Here is a 19731-nt window from a genome sequence, read left to right on the forward strand (position 1 = left end):
ATTCGTCGCTACGCAGATGATGCGGAGAATCAGAACTCCGCCGCTATCTGTTGCCAGGTCTTCGAGAAGATCGCCCGCGAAGGTCGCAAGTTCGGGCTGGGACTGGTCTTGTCATCACAACGGCCAAGCGAGCTTTCGCCTACCGTGCTCTCGCAGTGCAACAGCTACCTGCTTCATCGCATCAGCAATGACCGTGACCAGGAGCTGGTGCACAAGCTAGTGCCCGACAACCTGCGTGGCCTGCTCCGCGACCTGCCGTCCCTGCCGTCACGCTACGCCATCTTGCTGGGCTGGGCTTCCGAACTTCCAGTTCTTGTGCAGATGAACAACCTGCCGGCTGACCAACAACCACGGTCAAATGATCCTGACTTCTGGACGGTTTGGTCAGGGGAAGGTCTTGAGACCGGCGAAAACGGACAGCCAGTCGAAAGAACAGTCGATTGGCAAGCCATTGCTGCCGACTGGCAGCAGACTACTTCCGAGCAACCTCAACCGCCTGCGCCTGCGCCTGCTCCGGCTGAAGGTGCTGAGGACGATGAGGACACCATTCCGTTCTGAGACGACTAATCCCCAACGTGTGCAGATCGCAGAGGTGAAGACGATCCTACTGGCGTGTGCAGACGCCCAGGACGAGGTGATTGAGAAGCTGGTGGCTGAATGCGACGATTTCCTGTCCGATTAAGAGGACCGCCGGGCATCTCAGCGCAACACTTCGGGCGACGATGGCTGAAACGACGGCGATGCCTGTTGCGCAACCCGTCGCCCTGCCCCGCAACGGCCCCGTTCACTGGGCAACGCAACACCAAATGACCTATAGAAGGCTATAATTGCCACGTCTTATCGAGTTATCGCTACGCAACAATATAGATATATACCAAGATTGCGAAATACCGCCGCACTGGAGGCCGTTTAAACCGGCATCTACGCAGAGCGCACGTTCGCAGCTGCATGCCATTGGAGGATCAACTTCAGATTCGTAGTCGCTTCTGCAGTGTCCTTGTCGATGCGTGCGATAATATCCATCACAGCATCTAAGACGCCTGGCGAAGGCGATCCGACAGAAAGCATCAATTGTCCGAGAACGCACTTGATTTGATGAAGCCGCATTATGGCGAGCCGACAGTTTTCAATCTCAGCGTCGGAAACCGGCGTGGCGCCGGTCACTACCGAGTTCACGGCCTTAACGGCGTTTCTCCATGCATCATTCTCTTTACGCCAGTAGTCTCGAAATGCAACAGTCGCCTGCGATTTTTCACGGTGCAGCGCCTCAAACATGGCGCGTCGTTGAGTGCTATCGTTCTCTGTAGCTTCCATTGTTGCTACTCCTACCGTTTGTTAAAGTCAAAGCTGGCCAGCGGCGCTTTGCTTTGGGCGTTCACCAGTTCGAGGTGCGCGCGCGATACGATGGCCAGCGCCGTACCGTTTTCCGCGCGAGGCACGAACAAATACAGCGTGCCCTGCAGCGCGAGAGCGTTCTGCGCCCGTGTCGCCTCGATCAGCTTTGCTTGCTGCTCGTCCGAGACGGGCAAACTACACGGGAAATCCGACGGAAGGATTTTTAGCATCGCCCCTTGCTGATTCCGGAGAATCCCTGCCCAACAGTATTGGCCATAGCTCGTCAGCGGAAAACTTTTCGTGTTGAAGTCGTACTGCCCCACTGTCACGTTCGTCAGCCCGAGCGGCTTCTGCGAGTAACCGGACACCGGCAGCGTGTAGTAGTCGTGCTTGTGGTATTCGTCCAACGCGGCGTTGATCCGAGGCAGCTCGGTCGCGGCAAGACCCTTCTTCTTGAAAACGTCCGTTTCGTTGTAATACGACGGCGACAGGCGGTTGAGCTTGTCCTGGTCGCTCACCGTGCCCTGACTTTTCGCCGAGACGATGTAGGTTAGCGCCATGCCCGCCTCTTCGCCGTCCAGATCGACGTAGCTGGTCGTCGGCACATTGCGGTCCGGCTGCGGCAGCGCGGGCGCTTGCGTGGCGGCCGGGTCAGGGTCAGGGTCAGGGTCAGGGTCAGGGTCAGGCAGTTTCGGGCTGATCAACAACGATGCGGGCGACGCACTCGTCTGCCGTGCGCTGTCTTGCACAGAGTCTTTTTTGCCATCGCATCCGGCGAGTACAAGGCCAACGGCCAACAACATCGCTCCAGCTTTCAAAGTCATCCATCAATCCTTAGCCGAAGATCGTGACGAGGGTCGACTTCCACTCGTCGGCCTTGCGACGGTCGATACGCAGACCCACAACCGGCAGCGCGGGCACACGCGTCAGTAGCTTCAGTAGTGCCGGCTTGCTTTTCTCGACGTCCAGCTCCCACGCATTGACGCTATCGAAGTCAACCAGCTCTTCGGTGCCGTCATTGACGTCGACGTAGAGCGCCTTACGCGCCTTCGGATCGAAGCCTACGTAACGGTTGTAGATCACCGACACGACTTCCCACTGCGGGGCAAATCCCTTCGCCTTGAACGCTGCGACACGGGCCAGCACCCGGCCACGCAGGAAGTCCGGCAACGCCTTCAGCAGCAGGTACCCGAGCGCGAAATAACCCAAGCAGCCGACCAGCAGCGGCACCGACACCTCAAGATCCTTGCCGGCGTGGTTGGCCACGACGAAGAACAGCGGCACAGCCAGCAACAGGCCAAGCAGATAGAACGGGCGGAGCACATACCAGACGATGTTCATTATTGTCCTCCTTGGCATGCATTAATTTTGTGTCACGTCTTGCATACGGAATTTACCGGGGTTCATCCTAGCATGTGCTATTGACAAAAGCCAACACCCTTGATAAGGGCCGAATCTTACGAGCCAGCCCCTATTCACATCATGCCTTGATCCCGTCACCGGCCTTGTTGCCACCGGCGCTAGGTCCTCGACCACCGCCTCCGCGACCACCGAGCAGCATGTGCTCCAGCTTGTTCGAGAAGACGTTGAGCGCGTTGCGCATGCGATCATTGTCCTCGCGTCCGACCGTGGCCGCAGCATGACCGCCCACCCAATTGATCACCTGGTCCGGCACGATGAAGATCAGGTTGAAGCAGCTATGCACGAGGTTCAGGCACATCGACGCGTAGATCGTCAGGAAAAAGATAATGCTGAAAAGCCCCGTCACCGAATCAAACTGCGCGTTGGCCAGCGCGATGCCGAACGTCTGGTTCAGCAGCGTACCGCCTGCAATGATGCCTGCACCGCCAAGGAAGAACCCGATCACCATCAGGATCGGACGCACCATCACGTTCAGCAGGAAGATGTAGCCGTGCGCTGTGCGATGACCGAGGCCATCGCCCTCGCCTCCCAGGTGCGTGATCGCCCACAGCGGCGCGGCAATTATCGCTTCGCCAACCACGACCAGCCAGTTCACGGCCGCACCGAACCAGATGATAAACGGAACCATCGGCAGGTACGTCGACAGGGTGCCGCCGAGAATGAACAGCGCGATGATCGCCATCACTAGGAACGGCGACATCGCATCGAGCACGCCCTGCAGGGCATCGCCGATCGACGACACGGCGTTCGCAACCTTCGCGAACATGCCAGCCGCGCTCCACCCCTCCTTGACTTGCGCGATCGCCTTAGCCGTCACGTAGGCTCCGAGGCCAGTCTCGGCGGCCGCCATCGTATAGTCGCCGAGGTTCTTCATCTTGATGAGCGGATTGACCTGGCCACGCCCTTCGCCCCCGGCGTTGATGTCGATCATGTAGTTGACGATCCGCTGGCCCGGCGCGTTGAAGAAACTGCCGATGATCTTGTTCGCATCCGAGCCGGCTGCGCCTTTCGAGTAGTCGCCCGTGCTCGTTGTGCCGAGCGTCGGCGTGTACGTCGACGTCGCCTGTTGCGCCTTGTACGCCGCCATCGCGCTTTGATAGACCGTCAGCATCGAAGGATCGCCTTCGGACGACATGCCGTAGACCGACGCCTTGGCCGCCACAGCGTCAGATAGTTTCGTATTGGCCTGCGCGAATGTCTGGTACCACGCGCCGAGCGTCCACCACCCGCCTTCCTTGATCGACGAGCTCAACTGGCTCGCGAGAGCCGCGATGTTGCCCTGTTTCGTAGCCGCAATGCTGCTGATGGTGTTCTCGTACTGCTGCGCTGCCGACTGGATCGCAATCTCCGCGTCAGGCAGCGCGCCGCCTCCCCCGCTCTGCTTTTGCACCACGGCGTTGACGAAGCCTTGCGCAGCTGACGTCAGGCTCGACTGCATTGCCTGAAGCGCCTGCAGATGCGCGCGACGAATATCGGACGTGTCGATCGTGCCGCTAAACCAGCCGGTGGAATGCGACTGCGGTTGAAGATCGTTATTGATGTCGGCACCGCCGCATACGAAGCTTGAATTCTTCAACACGAACCCGGAATTCGTCGGTGACTGCTGGATGTACCCGTCCTGAGTCACGAGCGCACCACTCGACTCGGCTTGTGCGAGGCCTGCGTTGATCGTGTGCATGCACAAATCCGACTCAAACACGCTATGCGCAAGGTTCACCGTGCTGGGCATCACCGGCTGGACGACCATCGACTGGCCATTCTCGAAAGCAGAAACAGAAGCGTCGACGCCGAGATTGGCGATGCCTACGCCCATCAGTGAGGCACCCCACAGCATCAGCAACTGCGCGAGTGACCAACCGTTCGCGGTCGGAACGAGCGAGGCAAGGCCCCACACGATCCGGATGGGCCCCCACATCGTGTGTTTCTCGCGGTCGAACACGGCACCATCGTGCGCCGTCTGCGACACCTTTTTAAACATCACATAGCACGCGAAGAAGGCGCCGACGACAAGCAGCGCGCCGTTCGCAACCTGGAAGATCTCGGCCAAGATCGTATCGCTGCCGCCGGCGCCGCCCGTGGCGAGCGGGTTGTTTACGACATTGCCGTAGATAGACACGAGCGCTTCGCGCGATTTGTCGCCGGAGCGTTGCGCCGCCTGCGTGATCTCGCCGAGCGATGTGCTTTGCGCCAACGCCGGCCGCGACAGCAGCGTTGCCATGCCTGCCATCAGGCCGGCGAGGATACGCGAGGTTCTCATGCATGCGTTCCCCGTTTGCGGCCGAACTCGGGATCGAGCGTCATCCACCACCATCCTTTCACTTCGCGCATGAAGTCTCCGAGGCCACCCTTCTCTTCTTTCGAGAGCCGGTGCGTGCGCAACTGCCAAAGGCGAAGCTGCGCACCCAGCGCGACAATGAAGAACACCGGCTGGCTGGCCAAGAGCGAAATCGCTCCCATCGCAATGCCGCGGTTATGGCCGAACCAGATCCCGCCGAGCATTCCGTAGACGCCCATCAACGCAAAAAACGTAGCCGTCCCAATCGCGATGCGCTTCTTGCCGAGGAAATAGCGGTACAGTTCTTCTTCACTGAGCGTATTCGCCGACCGTCTGCTCATCGCGTCGGAGAACGAGTCGTTACGCTGCTCCTTCGGCCCCTTGATGCCTTCCACAATGGTCTTGCGTGCGTCGTCGCCCAACTCTTTCAAGGCGCCAAGGCTTTCCTTCGTGCGCTCGACCTCCTTCTTCGCGAGCACGACGGTCCGCTTCATTGCCGAAAACGGGAGGAACACCCTCCACGCGACCTTGCCCGTCGTCCGCAGCGTGCTCTTTTTTTGTGCCGTAGCCATTACTGACCTCCCATGCGGCCGCTAATTGCCCGGTACTTCTGCGTCAGGATCGGCTCGTATTCCTGACGCGCCAGGCTCGCTAGGACCTCCCCGCTAATGACGTTGCCCTTGCGCAGCTCGTTCTTCAGTTCGAGCAACAGCCAGTTGTTCAGCGATGCTACGCGGATCTGCTCGCGCATCAGGTTGTCACCGCTCATTGCCTGCAGGTCCGTCTGGTACGCAGTATTGGCGTAGCGCCGGCCGACCTCGAACGCTTCGAACTCGCGAGCCGACATCAACCCGGTTGCCTTGGCCTGCGACGACGCGACCTGGTTGTAGTACAAGGACGCCGACGGCGCCTGTAGCGCGTCGGTCAGCAGATCCTTGGTCGCCGGGTTCGGCTGGCTGTCGGCAATGAGCTGGTCTTGCGGATCGGATGCGGCCGAGATGATCGCGTTGTACTGAGTCATCAGACCGACATACTGCGCGCCGGCCACAGTATCCGCTTCGCCCTTGCGCAGCTGCGGGCCGATCGAACGACGGATCGAGTTCTGCGTGTACATCCGCGCCACGTCAGTCTGCGTTGGCGAGAATGTCAGCTCTGGCACTTTCCCGTTTGGGCCCGCTCCGCTCAGAACTGAGTCGATACGCTTGTCCGCGCCCGGCAAGCTACCGACGGACGGGCAGGCGCGAGCCCCACCGTAGGCCGAGTAGTCGTCGGCGTCGCAATACTGCGCGTGGATTTTCGCTGCGCGCGATGCGTCAATTTCCGGCGCCGGCTGGGGGGAGTTGATCGCCTGCGCGATGGCGGAATTGCCGATCGCGGCACCGCCGCCGGGACGTATCCCGCCCTTCGCGGCACCGGCGGCCGCGCCGACCTGGACAGCACCACCAGAGCCTGATTCGCTGCAGATATTTTCGGGTACTTGGTAGCGTTGGCGAGCGTCCTCGATGCGACGGTTCATTTCCATATTCACATCGTTCTCGCGCTGGGCGCGTGCGGCTGCCTCGATCGTGCTAGCCGTCTTGTTGCCGTTTTCGTTGACCGCCATGCCAAGGTTGTATAGCAGGGTGCTGAGCGACGTGTTCATCGCGGTAATCGCCCCGGTAATCATGTTGCTGGCCGCATTGACCGCACCCACCACGCAGCCGTCGCAAATTGCGAACGCCGGGGTCGACGCCACCAGTCCACCGGCCAGCACCGCAGCTGCGAGCGGCCTCATCACGATCTTGTTCTTCATTCGACCAGCTCACGTTGCTTGGTGCTCTTACGCGTGTACCGTTCGACAACCTTGCTTGCCAGCCGCTCGATAACAGACACGTCTTCTCTCTCTGACGACTCGGCACGCATGTGCTCAATCGTCTCCAGCGCGGTGCCCAACGGAAAGTGCTCCGAGAGCAGCTTGCGCGCCTCGTAAGGCCCGATTCGTTTATAGAGGCGGTTACGTAACGCGACGTCTTCCTGCGTTGTCGAGAACGCCCACAATTCGATCGGGCCGACGGTGTTGGTAAGGAGCTGCACGACAAAGCCCACCTTCGTCTTGAACAGCGCGAGGAAGTTACCGCCTTCAGGGCCGGGGCCAACAGCTTCGCGTTGCAGCCGCCTGATTGCTTCCTCGGACACGCTGTAGACAGAACGGAGGATTTCTTCGTCGGCCGCGTTGCCCCCGCGCATGACATAGACGGCCGTGGCAGCGTTAAGCAGTTCGGTCGGATAATCCGCGAGATATTGTGAAGCATTGACGATGCGAATGCCCCACTTACGCCCTTCCCGGCCGTCCTTAATCATCGTCTGCACGAAGGCCTCTTGCCCGCCCGTGTTATGCACTTCGTCGTAAGCGATGGTCTTCTGCTCGTCTTGCACGTCCGCAACACGCTTCAGGTGATACTCCTGATACATCTGGGGGACCACCGGCAAAACCACCTCCTCCCGAAGGAAGTAGTTCTTGGCGGCCATCTGCCGCGCGAACATGTACATCGCCGCGGTGCGGAGCATGCCCTCGGGCGTTTTGCCGCCAATCACGTCGTTCAGGTCGATCGAGATGATGCGAGTATCGCTGTTGAGCTCGAAGCGCGTGCGGCCGGCGAACAGAGCGTAATTCGACGTCGCGACCGTGAAGCAGCGGTACATGTACTTGAGAAGCGGCTCGTTCGTGCCTGGAACCTTGGCCTCATCGAACAGATCGCGGATCGACTGGTCCTTCAGATAGGCGCCAAAGTCCGGCAGAAACGGGACAGCTTGGCGTTGCGCAAGCGACGCCTCGCGTACATAACCTGCCTGGAACAGCATGTCGGTGACTTCCCACCATTTCGCGACCGACCACCACTCCTCCGAGTATTGCGACTTCAACCCGGACGATTCGAGCACCGCGTCGACCGTTCGGTCAATATGCGGCTCGTACATGTGCGGATTCTTCGTCGCACGGTCTTCAAACGCGATTCTCAGCAGCATTTCGTTCACCTGCGAGCACCCGGACGGCGCCTTCTTCGTCGCCGGGTCGGTGCAGAAGAGCGTCAGCAGGTCAACAAGGAACTCCTGCTCGCGCGACGTCGGAAAGCGAGCGCCGAGCTGCGTGTCGCACGGATTGGTCGCGTACTCGAGGGAGTTCTGCAGGCGAAGATACGCCGCCTCGCTCTTGCGATGCACGGGTAGCGAATCTTTGATCAACTGGATCAGGCCGGACGACGACGGGCCGACGTCGATGATCGTCATCAACGGCAGCCGCACATTGCCCGGCCGGTGGACGGTAGCGCTGTTCATCGAGTTCATCAGGACCGACTTACCGCTGCCCGGCGGCGAACTGATGAGTTCGATCCACGTGTCCTGCAGACGGCTGCCCAACTGAATCGGATAGATCTTGCCGTCGGGCGTCCGAACGATCAGCGAGCCACCATCGCCCCACGGCGTCGCCGGCCGCTGCAACGGCAGCAGATGCAGCGCGTCGGGGAGCGGCGGCACCATGCGATTGGCCACGTTTTTCGTCGTGAAGCCGGGAATAGTGGACGCCCATGCGGCCATCGGGTCGCCGTGAACCGACGTGACCTGGCAAATGCCCCACGACTGGATCGACTTCTCCAGCGCGGCCATTCGGCGCTTCGTCTCACGTTCGGATGGCGACCACGTGGACACGGCGAACTTCATCGAGCAGATCGCGTCCTCTTTCGTGCGCTCGTTGAGGTCGATGAACGACTGGCGAATTTGGCGATTGCTCGGCAGCATCCCGACAAACGCCACCATCATTTGCCGCGCACGCATCTCGTTCAACCCGCCCGGATTCAAATCGATGCGAACGCGCCACGGAATTTCGCGATCGATCGACGCAAACAGCGACGAGAACGGCTGCGGCTCTTGCGGCCCGAGCTCCATCGATAGATTGCCGTGCCACAGCTCATCCGTCTTGATGATCTCGCGATGGTTCGTGACGTCGTTCGTGCAGATCTGGTAGTTGACCGGCGGCGCCGTCAGGTCCGAATGATCCTGCATGTCCTCCCGTCCGTGCGCGATGAAACTGTCGCCTGGAAGCACCGGCCGGAATTTCTGCGACGTCCGCTCGCGATTGACCATGATGCGCACGCGCTTGATTGCTTCGTGTGCGCTGATCGGCCGCAGCATAATGCCCGGTCGGCCGTCCGAGCCGCAGCGCTCGAAATCATGGCGCACGCGCTCGATCATCGTGTCATGACGATACTTCATTGCCATCAGGACCGACGCGGGGCTCTGGCCGAAATCGATACGTGGAAGCCCGTGCTTTTGCGCGTCCAGTGACCGCTCCTTGATCTCCCGCTTCATTTCTTCGGGGCTCATCACGTTCATGTGCGTGTACACGATCATCAGATTCTGTTCCCACGCGACGAGGGGCGCGTTGCGACGCACACGGTCCAGAATGATGTCCTCCGACTTGAGACCAATGCGGCGAGCTGCGTTGATCTGCGGTTCGACGAGGCGCATCAGCTCGTCGAGCGAGCGATCAGGATCGCGCTCGAAACCGAACGTGATTGAGTGACCGTACCGCTTCATGTAACCGTTCATCTTCACGCGCAGGTTATCGATCATCTTCCCGAAGTCTTGATCGGAAAGGATCTGATAGGTGCCCTGCACGTCGAACGCGGTCAGCAGCGCGAGCTTGTTGTCGACCACGATATACGGGTCTTTCAGGCCCGGGTACCGCTTGATGTCTTCTTCCGTGAGGCCCACGGCCGTGGCCAGCTCGCAGTATCCGGCGAAGTCCTTGCCGATCCAGTAACGCGCGAGATAAGCGAGCGTGTCCTCGATCGCTGTTACACCCCTGTCCAGAAAGCCCATATTCGTTCCTCTTATGCAGGCGCGTTCATAACGTCGTGATACACCTGGCCCCACTTGCCCACCGGCAACGTGCCGTAAGACTCACGCGCCCATGTCGCAGCGACTTGCGTGTACGGGCCAGGGTTGAAAACTACAGCGAGGTCTTCGAACACAACCTCACGCTTTTCCCGGTCCTGCTCCTCGAGGCGAACGATCGCCTCGGCGAAAACAGCCGGGTCGCTCGTGCCCCACGCGTCTTTCGCGTAGTCGCGATGCGAGGCCATCCAGTTCAGCAATTTCTTCGCATCCTCCCGCACCGCTGGATCGTCGGATCGCAGTGCGACGATGATCGTGCGTTGCAGGTGGTTTGCATCCTGCGCACTCAGCCCCGGCAGATAGGCGATCACAGCGTTGCCTTCGCCCAGCTCGCCGAGGTGGTTCCAGCCGTGACACAGGTGATCTGCGGCGCGCAGGTTCTCTGACCCCACGTCCCAATGGTTGTCGCTCAGGTTATGAACCTGGTTTTGCGACGAGTAAAAACCGCAGAACATGCAGCGGTGCCCGTCAGCGACGAGCGCCTTACGGCGCAAATCCTGGCGCTCGAATTCCGGCTCCGTCGGCTCCACCGCGTCAAGGTGCTTGTCGCCCCACACGCGGCTCTTGGTCGAAAAGAGCAGGGTCGGATACGCTGCCTTCTCGAAATTGCTGCCCAAGTTGGGCTTGGGCAGCACCTTGTCGAGCTCGACGGCGGCCGGGTCGTGAATGTCGGTTCGGTCTGTCGTCATCGCTAGTTGGGCGGTTAAGCAACCGCCCTCCCCCGTGTTATCAGAGCGGTCATTGCGGAAGTTGCCCTTGCGCGGAGCTTTGGATACCCACAGTTTCGCCGGCTTTGATCATCACGTAACCGATCGCGCCGAGGACCGCGCCGGCCAGAATAGGGACGAAAATCTGGCTGCCCTTGACCTGGCTGTGCTCCCCGTCTTTGCCCTTCCGCCACCAGTTGTAGCCGCCGTAAGCCGCACCAACGAAGCCGCCGGCCGCGAACAGCTTGCCGGCACTGGTCTTGATCGAGTCGCCCTGCTGGGCGGCCGTATCGGCCATGCCGGCGAGGCCTTGACCATCGGCGTGGGCAGCCGTTGCTACACACAGACCGGTGAACGTCAGGGCCGCGCTGGCCAGCATGATTCGGCGCTCGCGCGGCGTGCGCGATTCCACATAGTCGGCGCACTTCGCCGACGCGGTGATGTGCGCTTTGCGCCCCAGGTCCCCGAGCCACTCGACGGGCTTAAGCATTGCCTTTTTCATTCACTTTCTCCTATCAAGATGGAACTACCAGTAGAGGCCGAAAGATTGCCGGAACGCCTCGATTACATCCGGGATCTGAACCAGCATCGCCCCACCCACCATGTGGGTGAGGGCGCGCCAGACAGAATCATCGGCACCATGCGACGACTGCCCGTCCATCGATGCCTTCTTCAGAATGACGACGCCTCTGAAAAAGAAGACGCCGCCGGCGACTCTCGCGAGCGTCAGCACGGCATTGATTGCGTCCGCAAAGCGCCCGAAGTCGGCCGCCCCACTGTACGAAATCGGTCCGTAGCTCACGGTACCGGTTCCAAACGAGTTCCACGTCGCGTTGATGAATTGCGACAGGTTTAACAGCAGGCCACCGATCAAAATGATCGGCAGAATGTCACCGAACGTCACCGGAGACTGCCCCGGCAAGCGCGACGCGCGCTGCATGCGCAACAGCGAGTTACCGACATAGAGCGTGCCGACCAACGCGCCGAACACCCAAAGCAATCGCCACATCGCCACCGAAAACGTGCTGGCGAAATGGACAACCATCTGAGCCAGATCCATAGCGCAACGCTCCTATCGAATGGTGCCGAGCGACGTCACCACTTGGCGCGTCGAAGCGTCGACGCGGACGATGCGCATGCCGTCGATCACATCGCCGGCCTGGACGACATAGGTGCGTTCAGAGTTCTGAATCCACGCCTGATCCCGGTAGACCGTGTTGAGAGTGAAATCGCCGGGTTTCGTCGTTCCAGTCCCGATGCGCATCACCGTTGTGCTGGTTGCGTAGCGGCGCGGCGTGGTCGACACGCGTCTCACGCGATGCTTCGGCTTGCTAACGCTCGCGGTTGCCGCGGCAGCCGTTGCGGGGCACTTCGCCGGCTGAGCCTCCGCTGCGGCGAGTTTGCCCTGAAGGTCATCGACCTTCGCTTGCAGCTCTGCTTCCTTCGCCGACTGCGCCTGCGCTGCTGTTTCGCTTGCCGGCAGTGGCGACGATGCGGCCGTGGCGGCCGTCGCCACTGATGCGACACCTGCCAAGGCTACGTCGGTTGCTGCCGGGCTCGAAGCCGGCGTCGTCGGAGCTGACGCCGGGGCCTGATTGGCACTCACCTGATACTGCTGTTGTGCTCGGTTTGCGTCACTCATCGCTTGATCTGGGATGAGCATGCGCGTCGTCGTGGCAGTGTCGCCCGACGAACCCCCGAACATATACGGCCATGCGATCCATGCCCCCGCGATGACCAGTGCAGCTACCGCGAAATGCGCCGGCCCAAGCTTCGACGCAAAGCCCTGTAATGCGGCAGCTCTCGGCTTAGCCGCGTGAGCTGCGCGGTCCTGCGTTTTGCCGGCTTGATCCCCAGCCTTCGTGTCCGGCTTCATATTGAAAATATCCACTCCGGAATACTCCGGCTGTTTGTCTTTATCTGTCGGGTCGCTCATATTTGGCACCTTTTCGTATAATTACCATTGTACGGACTTAATACCGAGGGTAGTAGCCGTCTCCCGGCGGCTGGTAGTAGGCCGGACGTGTGTCACCGGGCATGTTGTACGGCGTGTTGCCGTAACCGCTATTCGGAGCCACTGACGGGAAGTTTTGGCGAGGCGGCTGCGATGCAGGCTGGCTAACCGCGCCGAGCGGATCGGTTCCTGGTTGCATCGGCTGCACAGGCTGCGTCGGACCTGTAGCGCCGGCGGCCACGTCGTCGCTTGCGAGCACCGGACCGATAAACTGAATCCAGATCGGCGTGTCCTTCGGAATGAGAACCTGCTTCACCGGCATGTTCGCCGCGTCATTGGCCAGCACCTGACCCGCCTGGTTGCCTATGCCCCCGGCAATCGTTCCGCCCACCGCACCCCACTTCGGAGTCGACGGATATGTCTGGATCACCCCGCCTTGCGGCGTGATGATGTTCTGCGCCGCCGACTGTTCGAAGAGCTGACCGGTTCGTCCGATACCCATCGCGATCGCCGGAATGATGATGCGCGAGAAGTAACGGTTGTTCACGTCGCCGGACAGCGCCGTGCGCATCGTGTCCTGACCCATAGCTTTCGCCGTGATCTTGTACGAGTGGCCTTGCCACTTCATATAGCTGAAGGTCATGTCCACCGTGTTGGTGATGCGCTTGTATCCCATCGCAAACAACAACGCACCCGCATACTGGCCATTCGGGATATAGGCACGCACGACAGAGTTCTCATCCGTATCGATAGCCGTCTGCAGCATGGCCGGAACGAGCGCGAAGTCATCAACCACCTTGACCTTCGCGGCGGCGGCCGCCGCCGCTGCGGCTTGCTGAGTCTCTTCGTTGGCCGACACCCGCGTAAGCGACTTCGCGTAATCCACACTGTCCGTCGAAACGCGCGCAGTACCGTGCGCCACCGGCGCCCAGTTCGCCATCAAGCCCTGCATCTGGTCCGCGACTTCCTTTTGTCGCTGCTGATCCTGCTGAGGGTTTTGCTGCTGGGCCGGCTGCTGGTAATAGACGACCTGCGGTTGGGCCTGCGGCGCACTCGCAGGCTGTTCGTTGACCTTATTCGTGCGGCTCGAAAGTACCGAGAGATACGACTGTCCACTTTGTTCCGCGTCATTCGCTTTGGTGCGGTTGTACTTGTCGAGAACCTGCGAGTATTGCTCGCTTTCTTTGGTCGGCGTCCCGCGCCCTTGGGTCTGCACGTTGCTGATCTGCGATTGCTTGCGCGTACTATCTGCAAAGTATGTCGCAGCGATATAACTGATAGCCGAAGCCGCCACTATCACCCCGATCACGACGACTTTGCTCTGGCGGCCGACGTCCGATTGTGTGCTCATGCTCTGGCCTCTCAATTGATGTCGAGTTCGAGCGTCACGGACCGGCCAAGTTCGGACAACGTGACGTAAGGGGTCGGCGATAGCCGATAGACGCGCGTGCCGTCGGCCGCAGACATGCTCTGATCGAATGCCGTCTGAATGTCGTAGTTCGTGCGAACGAACATCGCGTCGCCGTACTGCCACACCTGCGTGCGCGCCGGCACATCACCATGCGCCGTCACGCGCTTTGCGTCGCGAGGCGGGATGCCGTCGAGGAATGCCTGCATCGTGTCGTCGTACAGCGCGATGCGACCCGCCCCGAGGAACGGCGCCTGTGCATTTGGGCCACGGCCTGGCACACGCAGATCAAGGCGATAGTCGACGACGCGGCTCTTTTCTTTCGAATCCGGCTCACCAGTTGCCAGCTTCACCACCACGGGCGTCGCCATCCCCTGCAGAAAGACCGTGACATTGCCGTCTTCATAGGCAGACAGAGCCGAGATCACGACAGACGGCGTGCCCTGCAACCACTCGACATCGAAGTAGCGCGGATCGGAAACGCGCGGCGCAACTGCGAGCGGCCACGGCGCGCCGGTCGAATCCACGAACACGAGCGTCGTCTGCTCGCCGGGCAGCACACGTGCAATCGGAAGCGCAGCACCCGGCGAGAGGTCGACGGAAATACTGCTGATCCGCGGCACGGTTCGAACAGGGTGATAAGCCTTTGCCTTGCGCGAGTCATCGAGCTGGTGACGCAGCCTGATGATCTCGTCGTTGCTGAACGGCGAAACGACTTGTTCCGCGCGCTCGAAATTGCTCGGAGGCGCAAGCGGTGGCAGCGGCGCGACGCCGTTTTGAGGCACGCCTCCCGCCGAATACTGCTGCGGGTAGCCCTGCGGAGGTTGTCCGGGCACAGCATAATTCGCCGCTCCATAGTTGGTTTGCGGGAACGCATTTTGGAGTTGCTGCTGCGAGCTCATTGGCGCTTGGCCAGGCGGCGGCGGAAAGCTGCCGTTCGGCGCTGCGGCATTTACCCACTGCGGCGCCGGCGAAGCGACGCCTTGCGCGGCCGGTGCGGCGCTTTGCTGCGCCGGTTGAGACTGAGGTTGCTGCGCGTTCTGAGCCATCGCCGGTGCGAGCGAAGTGGCTGCCAACGGTACAACGAGAAAAAGGGCGAGTCGTTTCATCGTTCGAGTCCTCAAATCGGCTTCGTCACCATTTGGCCGACGCCGATGCCTTCAATGGAGTCGAGCGTCGAAACCCGCTCAATCCGAACCGTTGCGAGGAAGCGCTGCGCAGGGAGCTCGGATGTCTGCCCGGAGAGCTTGACCTCGATCGGCATCTCGACGTACCACACATAGACGCCGTTCTCGACGCCCTCCTTCGTGAGAACGCCAGTGCCGGCAGTGATCGACATGTTCATTCGGCGATCGCGGACGGTCGCAAGTACGCCGGAGGTTTGCAGCGACGCGATGAACGACTTGAAGCCGTCGCGCGTGTAGTTGCCACGCACGTCCTCGAGCTGTTGACGCCAGTTAAGGAAATCCATCGTGAAGGAGCGATTCATCGTGTCCTTCGCGTACTGGATGACATCGGCCGCTTTGCGATACGGCTGCGACATCGGGATCAACGGGAAAATTCGGCCGTTGTCGGAGGCAAAATACTGACGGTCAGGGTTGAACGCACGCCAGCCGAGCACACCGTTTGCAATCACACTAACGAGCAGGGCAGCTGCGAGAATGAAGTTCAGCTTGACCGCAGAGCCTGCGATGAACTGCAGGTGCTTGCGATCCTTTTCCATCCGTAACGCTGGCTCAATAGCATCGGCGGTCTGATGGAGTTCGGCAGCGATCTCTGCAAGCTGCTCGTTCCCCGCATTCGTGCATGCTGCATTGGACTCGGTCTGGTCCCTTGGAGGGAGCGAGCCAGCAGCTGCGGCCCGTTCCCGGTTTGCTTCACTCAGTGCGGTCATCGAACCACCTCCTTTTCCGTATTATAACCACTATGCGAAAAACGGCAAGGGCTGAAGCGCGAGAATAGCCGGCTTTCATCGCATCAGGAGAGATAGCCACAACTTCCCATGCAGGATTGAATACGGAACGCAGGGAACGCTTCCATAGGCAAATGGCTGGTCGTATATCGCCGACAATTTCAGGTCTATTCCGTATATAGCCGACATCTCCGGAAGCTGCTGGATGCCGGCAACGCCGCATAAATCAAGGAAACGAGGGAATTTTGCCCGTATGGGTCTATGGGAGCGTCGAGCGATCCTGACTCGTACATCGCCGACAATGTGGATAAGCATTGGATAGGCTGTTGACGCTCTCGTATATCGCCGATGGATAGCCTCGTATATCAGCGACAAATCGCTCGTATATCGGCGACGGCCATTTCGTACATCAGCGACAAGCGCAACGTGCAAAGCCTTGCTGCGTAGGGCGTTTTAGACTTTGCTCGGGCCGCTAACACGCGCGCGGCTGTTAACCAACTTTTTTAACAAAATTAGTAGTAACGGAAACTCAAGATGCCGCGTCTACAGGGCCACAAATGCCACCCACCGGCTGGCTCCGCGCTCCGTCCCGATCGCACAAGCACGGCCTGCCCATCGATGAGACAGGCAAGCTTGCCGTGATGCACTTTCGCGCCGCGGAGAAAAGCATTCCATGAATAGGCGGGCAACCTGGCCCTCACGGCAATATTCCTTCCGACAGTTCTCGCATAACGACGAGCACGCGTGGTTCAGCAAAAAAAAACATCATCCTGGCGCTTTCGCGCCCCGGCCACCACCAACTCCACAGATCCACTACGGGAATATTTACAGTACCTTCCTGGCCCGATGGATTGTGGATGGCGAACCATAGCGGGATGCTTGGCCGCACCCACCCATCCCCCCGCCCTTCCCGCCCTGCGGGAAGGGAGCGAGTCGCCCTCTGTCGTCAAGGGTGCAGGGGAGATGAACACACCCCTACACCCTCGACTGGAGCGTCTACACCGGCACGTCAGCCCCTCAAGGGCCGCTGCGCTGCCGTCCTCACCCGTTCGGTGCTCGACCTGGCCTGCGGCCAGCTCTGCGCTCCGCGTGCGGCTTCCGGGGCGGCCCCTTGACCGTCTGCCATGCCGAACACCTTCTCTCATCTTTTTACTCAAATACGTATGTACGTATGTACGTAATTAGGCTATAATAGTCCCCATGCAGTGAGGATCTCCACCCTCGCGCCGCATCAAATCATCTAGGAGCAAAGCGATGAGTGAGCAATTCGGATTCGACTTTGGGGGCGCTGCAAAAGCGTTCGCGCTGCATGAACCCGGAACCTGGCTCAATCCCGAGTACACGGTCGAGCAGTATCACGCGATGTTTGCAAGCGGTGCTGTTGCAGTAAGGCGCATTGTTGGTCCGGCGCGCGGGCTGTTCCTGCGTGGACTTGCTGTCGCATGCAACGAACTCGAGAAGATGGTGGAGCGCTGCAGCGACCATGAGCCGCGCCATCTCTGGCGCGTGACGTGTGCGCTGACGGACGACGAGTTCGTCGCCTTCGTCGCGCACTGCCGTGCGATGGTCGGCTCTACCCTCGACGGGATCGAATACAAGGTTTGGGATGAAGATAGATGCGTGACGACGGCTGCGATGTACGTGCGCGATGTCGGCACGCTGATCGCATGGCGATGGTCCAAAACGAATCGTGCCATCGACTTTCAGCCGTGGCGCAACACGTTTTCCTTGGAAAGCTACCGTGACGGCATGCAGGCGATTGAGGCTTCCTACGCAACGTGGGGGCACGTGTACTGCGCCGACAAACTCGCGAATTCCAACGACGGAATTACCAGCGTGCCCACCTTCGTGGTGCATGGACGCGAATACATCAACGACGGCGGTTTCAGCTGCGGCCCTTATCGGGAGTGCGAAGGCTGATCATTCACCGCATTCGCTGGTTGGCAAGGCCCGACGTTCAGCTATCGCAGCCAGTGCCGAGCATGGGATAACGGAAGTATGGAGCGCGGCGACCGGCGCGGGTTAGTGGTGCGCGTGCGCGGCCAGCTTTGCGTGCTGGACGTCATGAAGGTCTACGATACGCAGGCCGTCAACGCGGCTTGGCAGGCTGATGAATCCGACGATGTGCGCGCCGACGAAGAAATCGAGCAAGAAGAAGAGGAAATTGCAGTTTGAGCGCGGTAATTAGGATAATCCGCCAAAATATGGCAAATTAATTAAAGCGAAATGAGCGAAGCCCGGCTGGCGGCTACCAAACCGGGCTTCTACCAGAGCCAAGGCCCGTCTAGGAGCGAAGTCTGGATAGTCACATGATAGCTGTTACCCCCATTGACCTCAAGCAAGGCCACGTGGCCCGCTGGGAGTCAACGATCCTGTTGAACTGCGGCTGTTCCGCGATCGCTTTGGCTCTCCTGTCGCTCTTCGCTCGTGAGGCACAAAGACGGCGCGCGCATTCGAACATGCTTTGTAAGATCTGTTGAGACATAAGGACCGGAGGCCGGATCAATGGCAGCAACACCCGTGCCCAAAGGGCAATACAAATCGTACACGCAGACGGAGCTATTCGCGGCAAACATGCTTGAATGGCCGGTCAAGGACGACCTGGCCAGCATGGAGTTTCCGCTGTTCTCCCTCTCTAAGCGGCCGTATACGAAGGTTCGAGAATACGTGAGCCCGTCGACTCAAAAGCGGGTGAAAGTCATCCCGTCCGTGTTAGGGGCGGCCACTGTTTTCGACAAGGATCTCCTGCTGTACGTGGGGTCGCAGATCATCGAAGCACGGCAGGCGGGATTGCCCATTTCCCGCACCGTGAAGATTGACACCTACGCGTTTCTGACAGGCACCGAGCGAGATCCGGGCGGCAAGGCTTACGACAATATGATCGACATGTTGCGCCGATTGAAAGGTACGACGATAGAGACCAACATCGCCACAGGTGGAGAGGAAGAAACGAGGGGCTTTGGCTGGATCGAGGACTACACAGTCACACGGCGAACCAAGAACGGAAGAGGTGTAATCGAGGTCGTCGTCATCGTCGCGGAATGGCTGTACAAGGCTTTCCTGCACTACGAGGTGCTGACGATCGACCGCCGCTACTTCCTGCTAACCCAATCGCTCGAGCGTCGCTTGTATGAGCTCGCCCGCAAGCACGCCGGCGACAAAGCCATCTGGAAATGCGATATCGAGATCATGCGCCAGAAGAGCGGCTCGATTCAGACGTTGCGGCACTTCCGATCCGACGTGCGGGACATCATCAGGCGGGACGCGCTGCCCGACTACCGTGTGGCGCTGGACAGCAGCAAAAAGCCCCATCGAATCGTGTTCTATACCCGCGACAGTAAGCAGCTGACCAAAGAATTGCAGCGCATCGACGGCTTCGCTTGGTTCGAACAGCTAGAGCGACAAGGTACGCTGCAGGTCGACGACTAGCGCACTCGTACTTCGCCGACGCGTAATGCTGATGCTCGGCGAGATTGTTGCGCTGACGCCCCGTAATTGTCTCAAGCCGGCCCATTCCGGACCGTTGATTGATCGCATATCTGAACAATTCGACGGCTCCTACGGGCTTGACGTAACCGCCTACCCCTCTTTCCAACGTGTCGTATATCGCCGACGTTTCGGCGATCTGATACGCCCAGGGTTCCGTAGACACTCAAGACCCTCGTTGCGCGTAGCGCCGTTCAAACTCTACAGGGGACAGGTCGCCAGTTGAACCGTGGCGACGGTTGGGGTTGTAGAACATCTCGATGTAGTCGAATACCTCGGCGCGAGCGGCGTCCTTGGTGGGAT

The 19731-nt window shown here is 60.0% G+C and carries 19 protein-coding genes; 4 read left to right on the forward strand and 15 right to left on the reverse strand.

Going from position 1 to position 19731, the window contains the following annotated elements:
• Positions 1-558, forward strand: a 558-nt coding sequence (locus LN450_RS03235) for an ATP-binding protein (RefSeq protein WP_228892608.1), incomplete at its 5' end; no start/stop codon positions are given.
• Positions 559-921: 363 nt separating this feature from the next.
• On the opposite strand, the gene LN450_RS03240 is transcribed toward LN450_RS03235, so the two are convergent.
• The 14 genes from LN450_RS03240 to LN450_RS03305 form a co-directional block, all read right to left on the reverse strand.
• The gene (locus LN450_RS03240; RefSeq protein WP_228892610.1) at positions 922-1314 is read right to left on the reverse strand and encodes a hypothetical protein; all 393 of its coding nucleotides are present in this window, start codon (positions 1312-1314) and stop codon (positions 922-924) included.
• 11 nt (positions 1315-1325) lie between these two features.
• Positions 1326-2159, reverse strand: a complete 834-nt coding sequence (locus tag LN450_RS03245) for a hypothetical protein (protein ID WP_228892611.1) — start codon at positions 2157-2159, stop codon at positions 1326-1328.
• A 10-nt stretch (positions 2160-2169) separates the two neighbouring features.
• On the reverse strand, positions 2170-2676 hold the full coding sequence (locus tag LN450_RS03250) for a hypothetical protein (RefSeq protein WP_005933813.1): 507 nt from the start codon (positions 2674-2676) through the stop codon (positions 2170-2172).
• A gap of 139 nt (positions 2677-2815) precedes the next feature.
• Complete coding sequence (locus LN450_RS03255) at positions 2816-5014, reverse strand: DotA/TraY family protein (protein ID WP_074038383.1); 2199 nt, start codon at positions 5012-5014, stop codon at positions 2816-2818.
• Positions 5011-5604: a hypothetical protein gene (locus tag LN450_RS03260; RefSeq protein ID WP_033480599.1), complete on the reverse strand. Its 594-nt coding sequence runs from the start codon at positions 5602-5604 to the stop codon at positions 5011-5013. Before LN450_RS03260 ends, LN450_RS03255 begins: the two co-directional genes overlap by 4 nt.
• A complete protein-coding gene (gene traW / locus LN450_RS03265; protein WP_074038384.1) occupies positions 5604-6824 on the reverse strand; it encodes a conjugal transfer protein TraW in 1221 nt (406 codons plus the stop codon). Before traW ends, LN450_RS03260 begins: the two co-directional genes overlap by 1 nt.
• Entirely contained in the window at positions 6821-9886 is a 3066-nt protein-coding gene (locus LN450_RS03270) for a conjugal transfer protein TraU (RefSeq protein ID WP_074038385.1), read from the reverse strand. The genes traW and LN450_RS03270 overlap by 4 nt, the downstream gene beginning before the upstream one ends.
• A gap of 11 nt (positions 9887-9897) precedes the next feature.
• Positions 9898-10650 (reverse strand): HNH endonuclease, encoded by a 753-nt coding sequence (locus tag LN450_RS03275; RefSeq protein ID WP_074038386.1) that lies wholly within the window; start codon positions 10648-10650, stop codon positions 9898-9900.
• A 49-nt stretch (positions 10651-10699) separates the two neighbouring features.
• On the reverse strand, positions 10700-11170 hold the full coding sequence (locus LN450_RS03280; protein WP_074038387.1) for a DUF6750 family protein: 471 nt from the start codon (positions 11168-11170) through the stop codon (positions 10700-10702).
• A gap of 24 nt (positions 11171-11194) precedes the next feature.
• Positions 11195-11728, reverse strand: a complete 534-nt coding sequence (traQ, locus tag LN450_RS03285) for a conjugal transfer protein TraQ (RefSeq protein WP_074038388.1) — start codon at positions 11726-11728, stop codon at positions 11195-11197.
• A 12-nt stretch (positions 11729-11740) separates the two neighbouring features.
• Entirely contained in the window at positions 11741-12604 is an 864-nt protein-coding gene (locus LN450_RS03290) for a hypothetical protein (protein WP_074038389.1), read from the reverse strand.
• A 37-nt stretch (positions 12605-12641) separates the two neighbouring features.
• The gene (gene traO / locus LN450_RS03295; RefSeq protein ID WP_074038390.1) at positions 12642-13973 is read right to left on the reverse strand and encodes a conjugal transfer protein TraO; all 1332 of its coding nucleotides are present in this window, start codon (positions 13971-13973) and stop codon (positions 12642-12644) included.
• Positions 13974-13984: 11 nt separating this feature from the next.
• A complete protein-coding gene (locus tag LN450_RS03300) occupies positions 13985-15139 on the reverse strand; it encodes a DotH/IcmK family type IV secretion protein (protein ID WP_074038391.1) in 1155 nt (384 codons plus the stop codon).
• Positions 15140-15150: 11 nt separating this feature from the next.
• Positions 15151-15924, reverse strand: coding sequence for a DotI/IcmL/TraM family protein (locus LN450_RS03305; RefSeq protein ID WP_074038392.1), 774 nt, complete (start codon positions 15922-15924; stop codon positions 15151-15153).
• A 1272-nt stretch (positions 15925-17196) separates the two neighbouring features.
• Here LN450_RS03305 and LN450_RS03310 point away from each other — a divergent pair.
• From LN450_RS03310 to LN450_RS03320, 3 genes are all read left to right on the forward strand, one after another.
• Complete coding sequence (locus tag LN450_RS03310) at positions 17197-17862, forward strand: hypothetical protein (protein WP_228892612.1); 666 nt, start codon at positions 17197-17199, stop codon at positions 17860-17862.
• Positions 17863-17940: 78 nt separating this feature from the next.
• On the forward strand, positions 17941-18117 hold the full coding sequence (locus LN450_RS03315; RefSeq protein ID WP_228892613.1) for a hypothetical protein: 177 nt from the start codon (positions 17941-17943) through the stop codon (positions 18115-18117).
• A gap of 330 nt (positions 18118-18447) precedes the next feature.
• Entirely contained in the window at positions 18448-19371 is a 924-nt protein-coding gene (locus LN450_RS03320) for a replication initiator protein A (protein WP_074038393.1), read from the forward strand.
• A gap of 223 nt (positions 19372-19594) precedes the next feature.
• Here the strand turns inward: LN450_RS03320 and LN450_RS03325 are convergent.
• A partial coding sequence (locus LN450_RS03325) for an IS3 family transposase (RefSeq protein WP_178345348.1) occupies positions 19595-19731 on the reverse strand: 137 nt, incomplete at its 5' end.

Origin of the sequence: Xanthomonas euvesicatoria pv. euvesicatoria (genome assembly GCF_020880415.1) — a bacterium.
GTDB lineage: Bacteria > Pseudomonadota > Gammaproteobacteria > Xanthomonadales > Xanthomonadaceae > Xanthomonas > Xanthomonas euvesicatoria.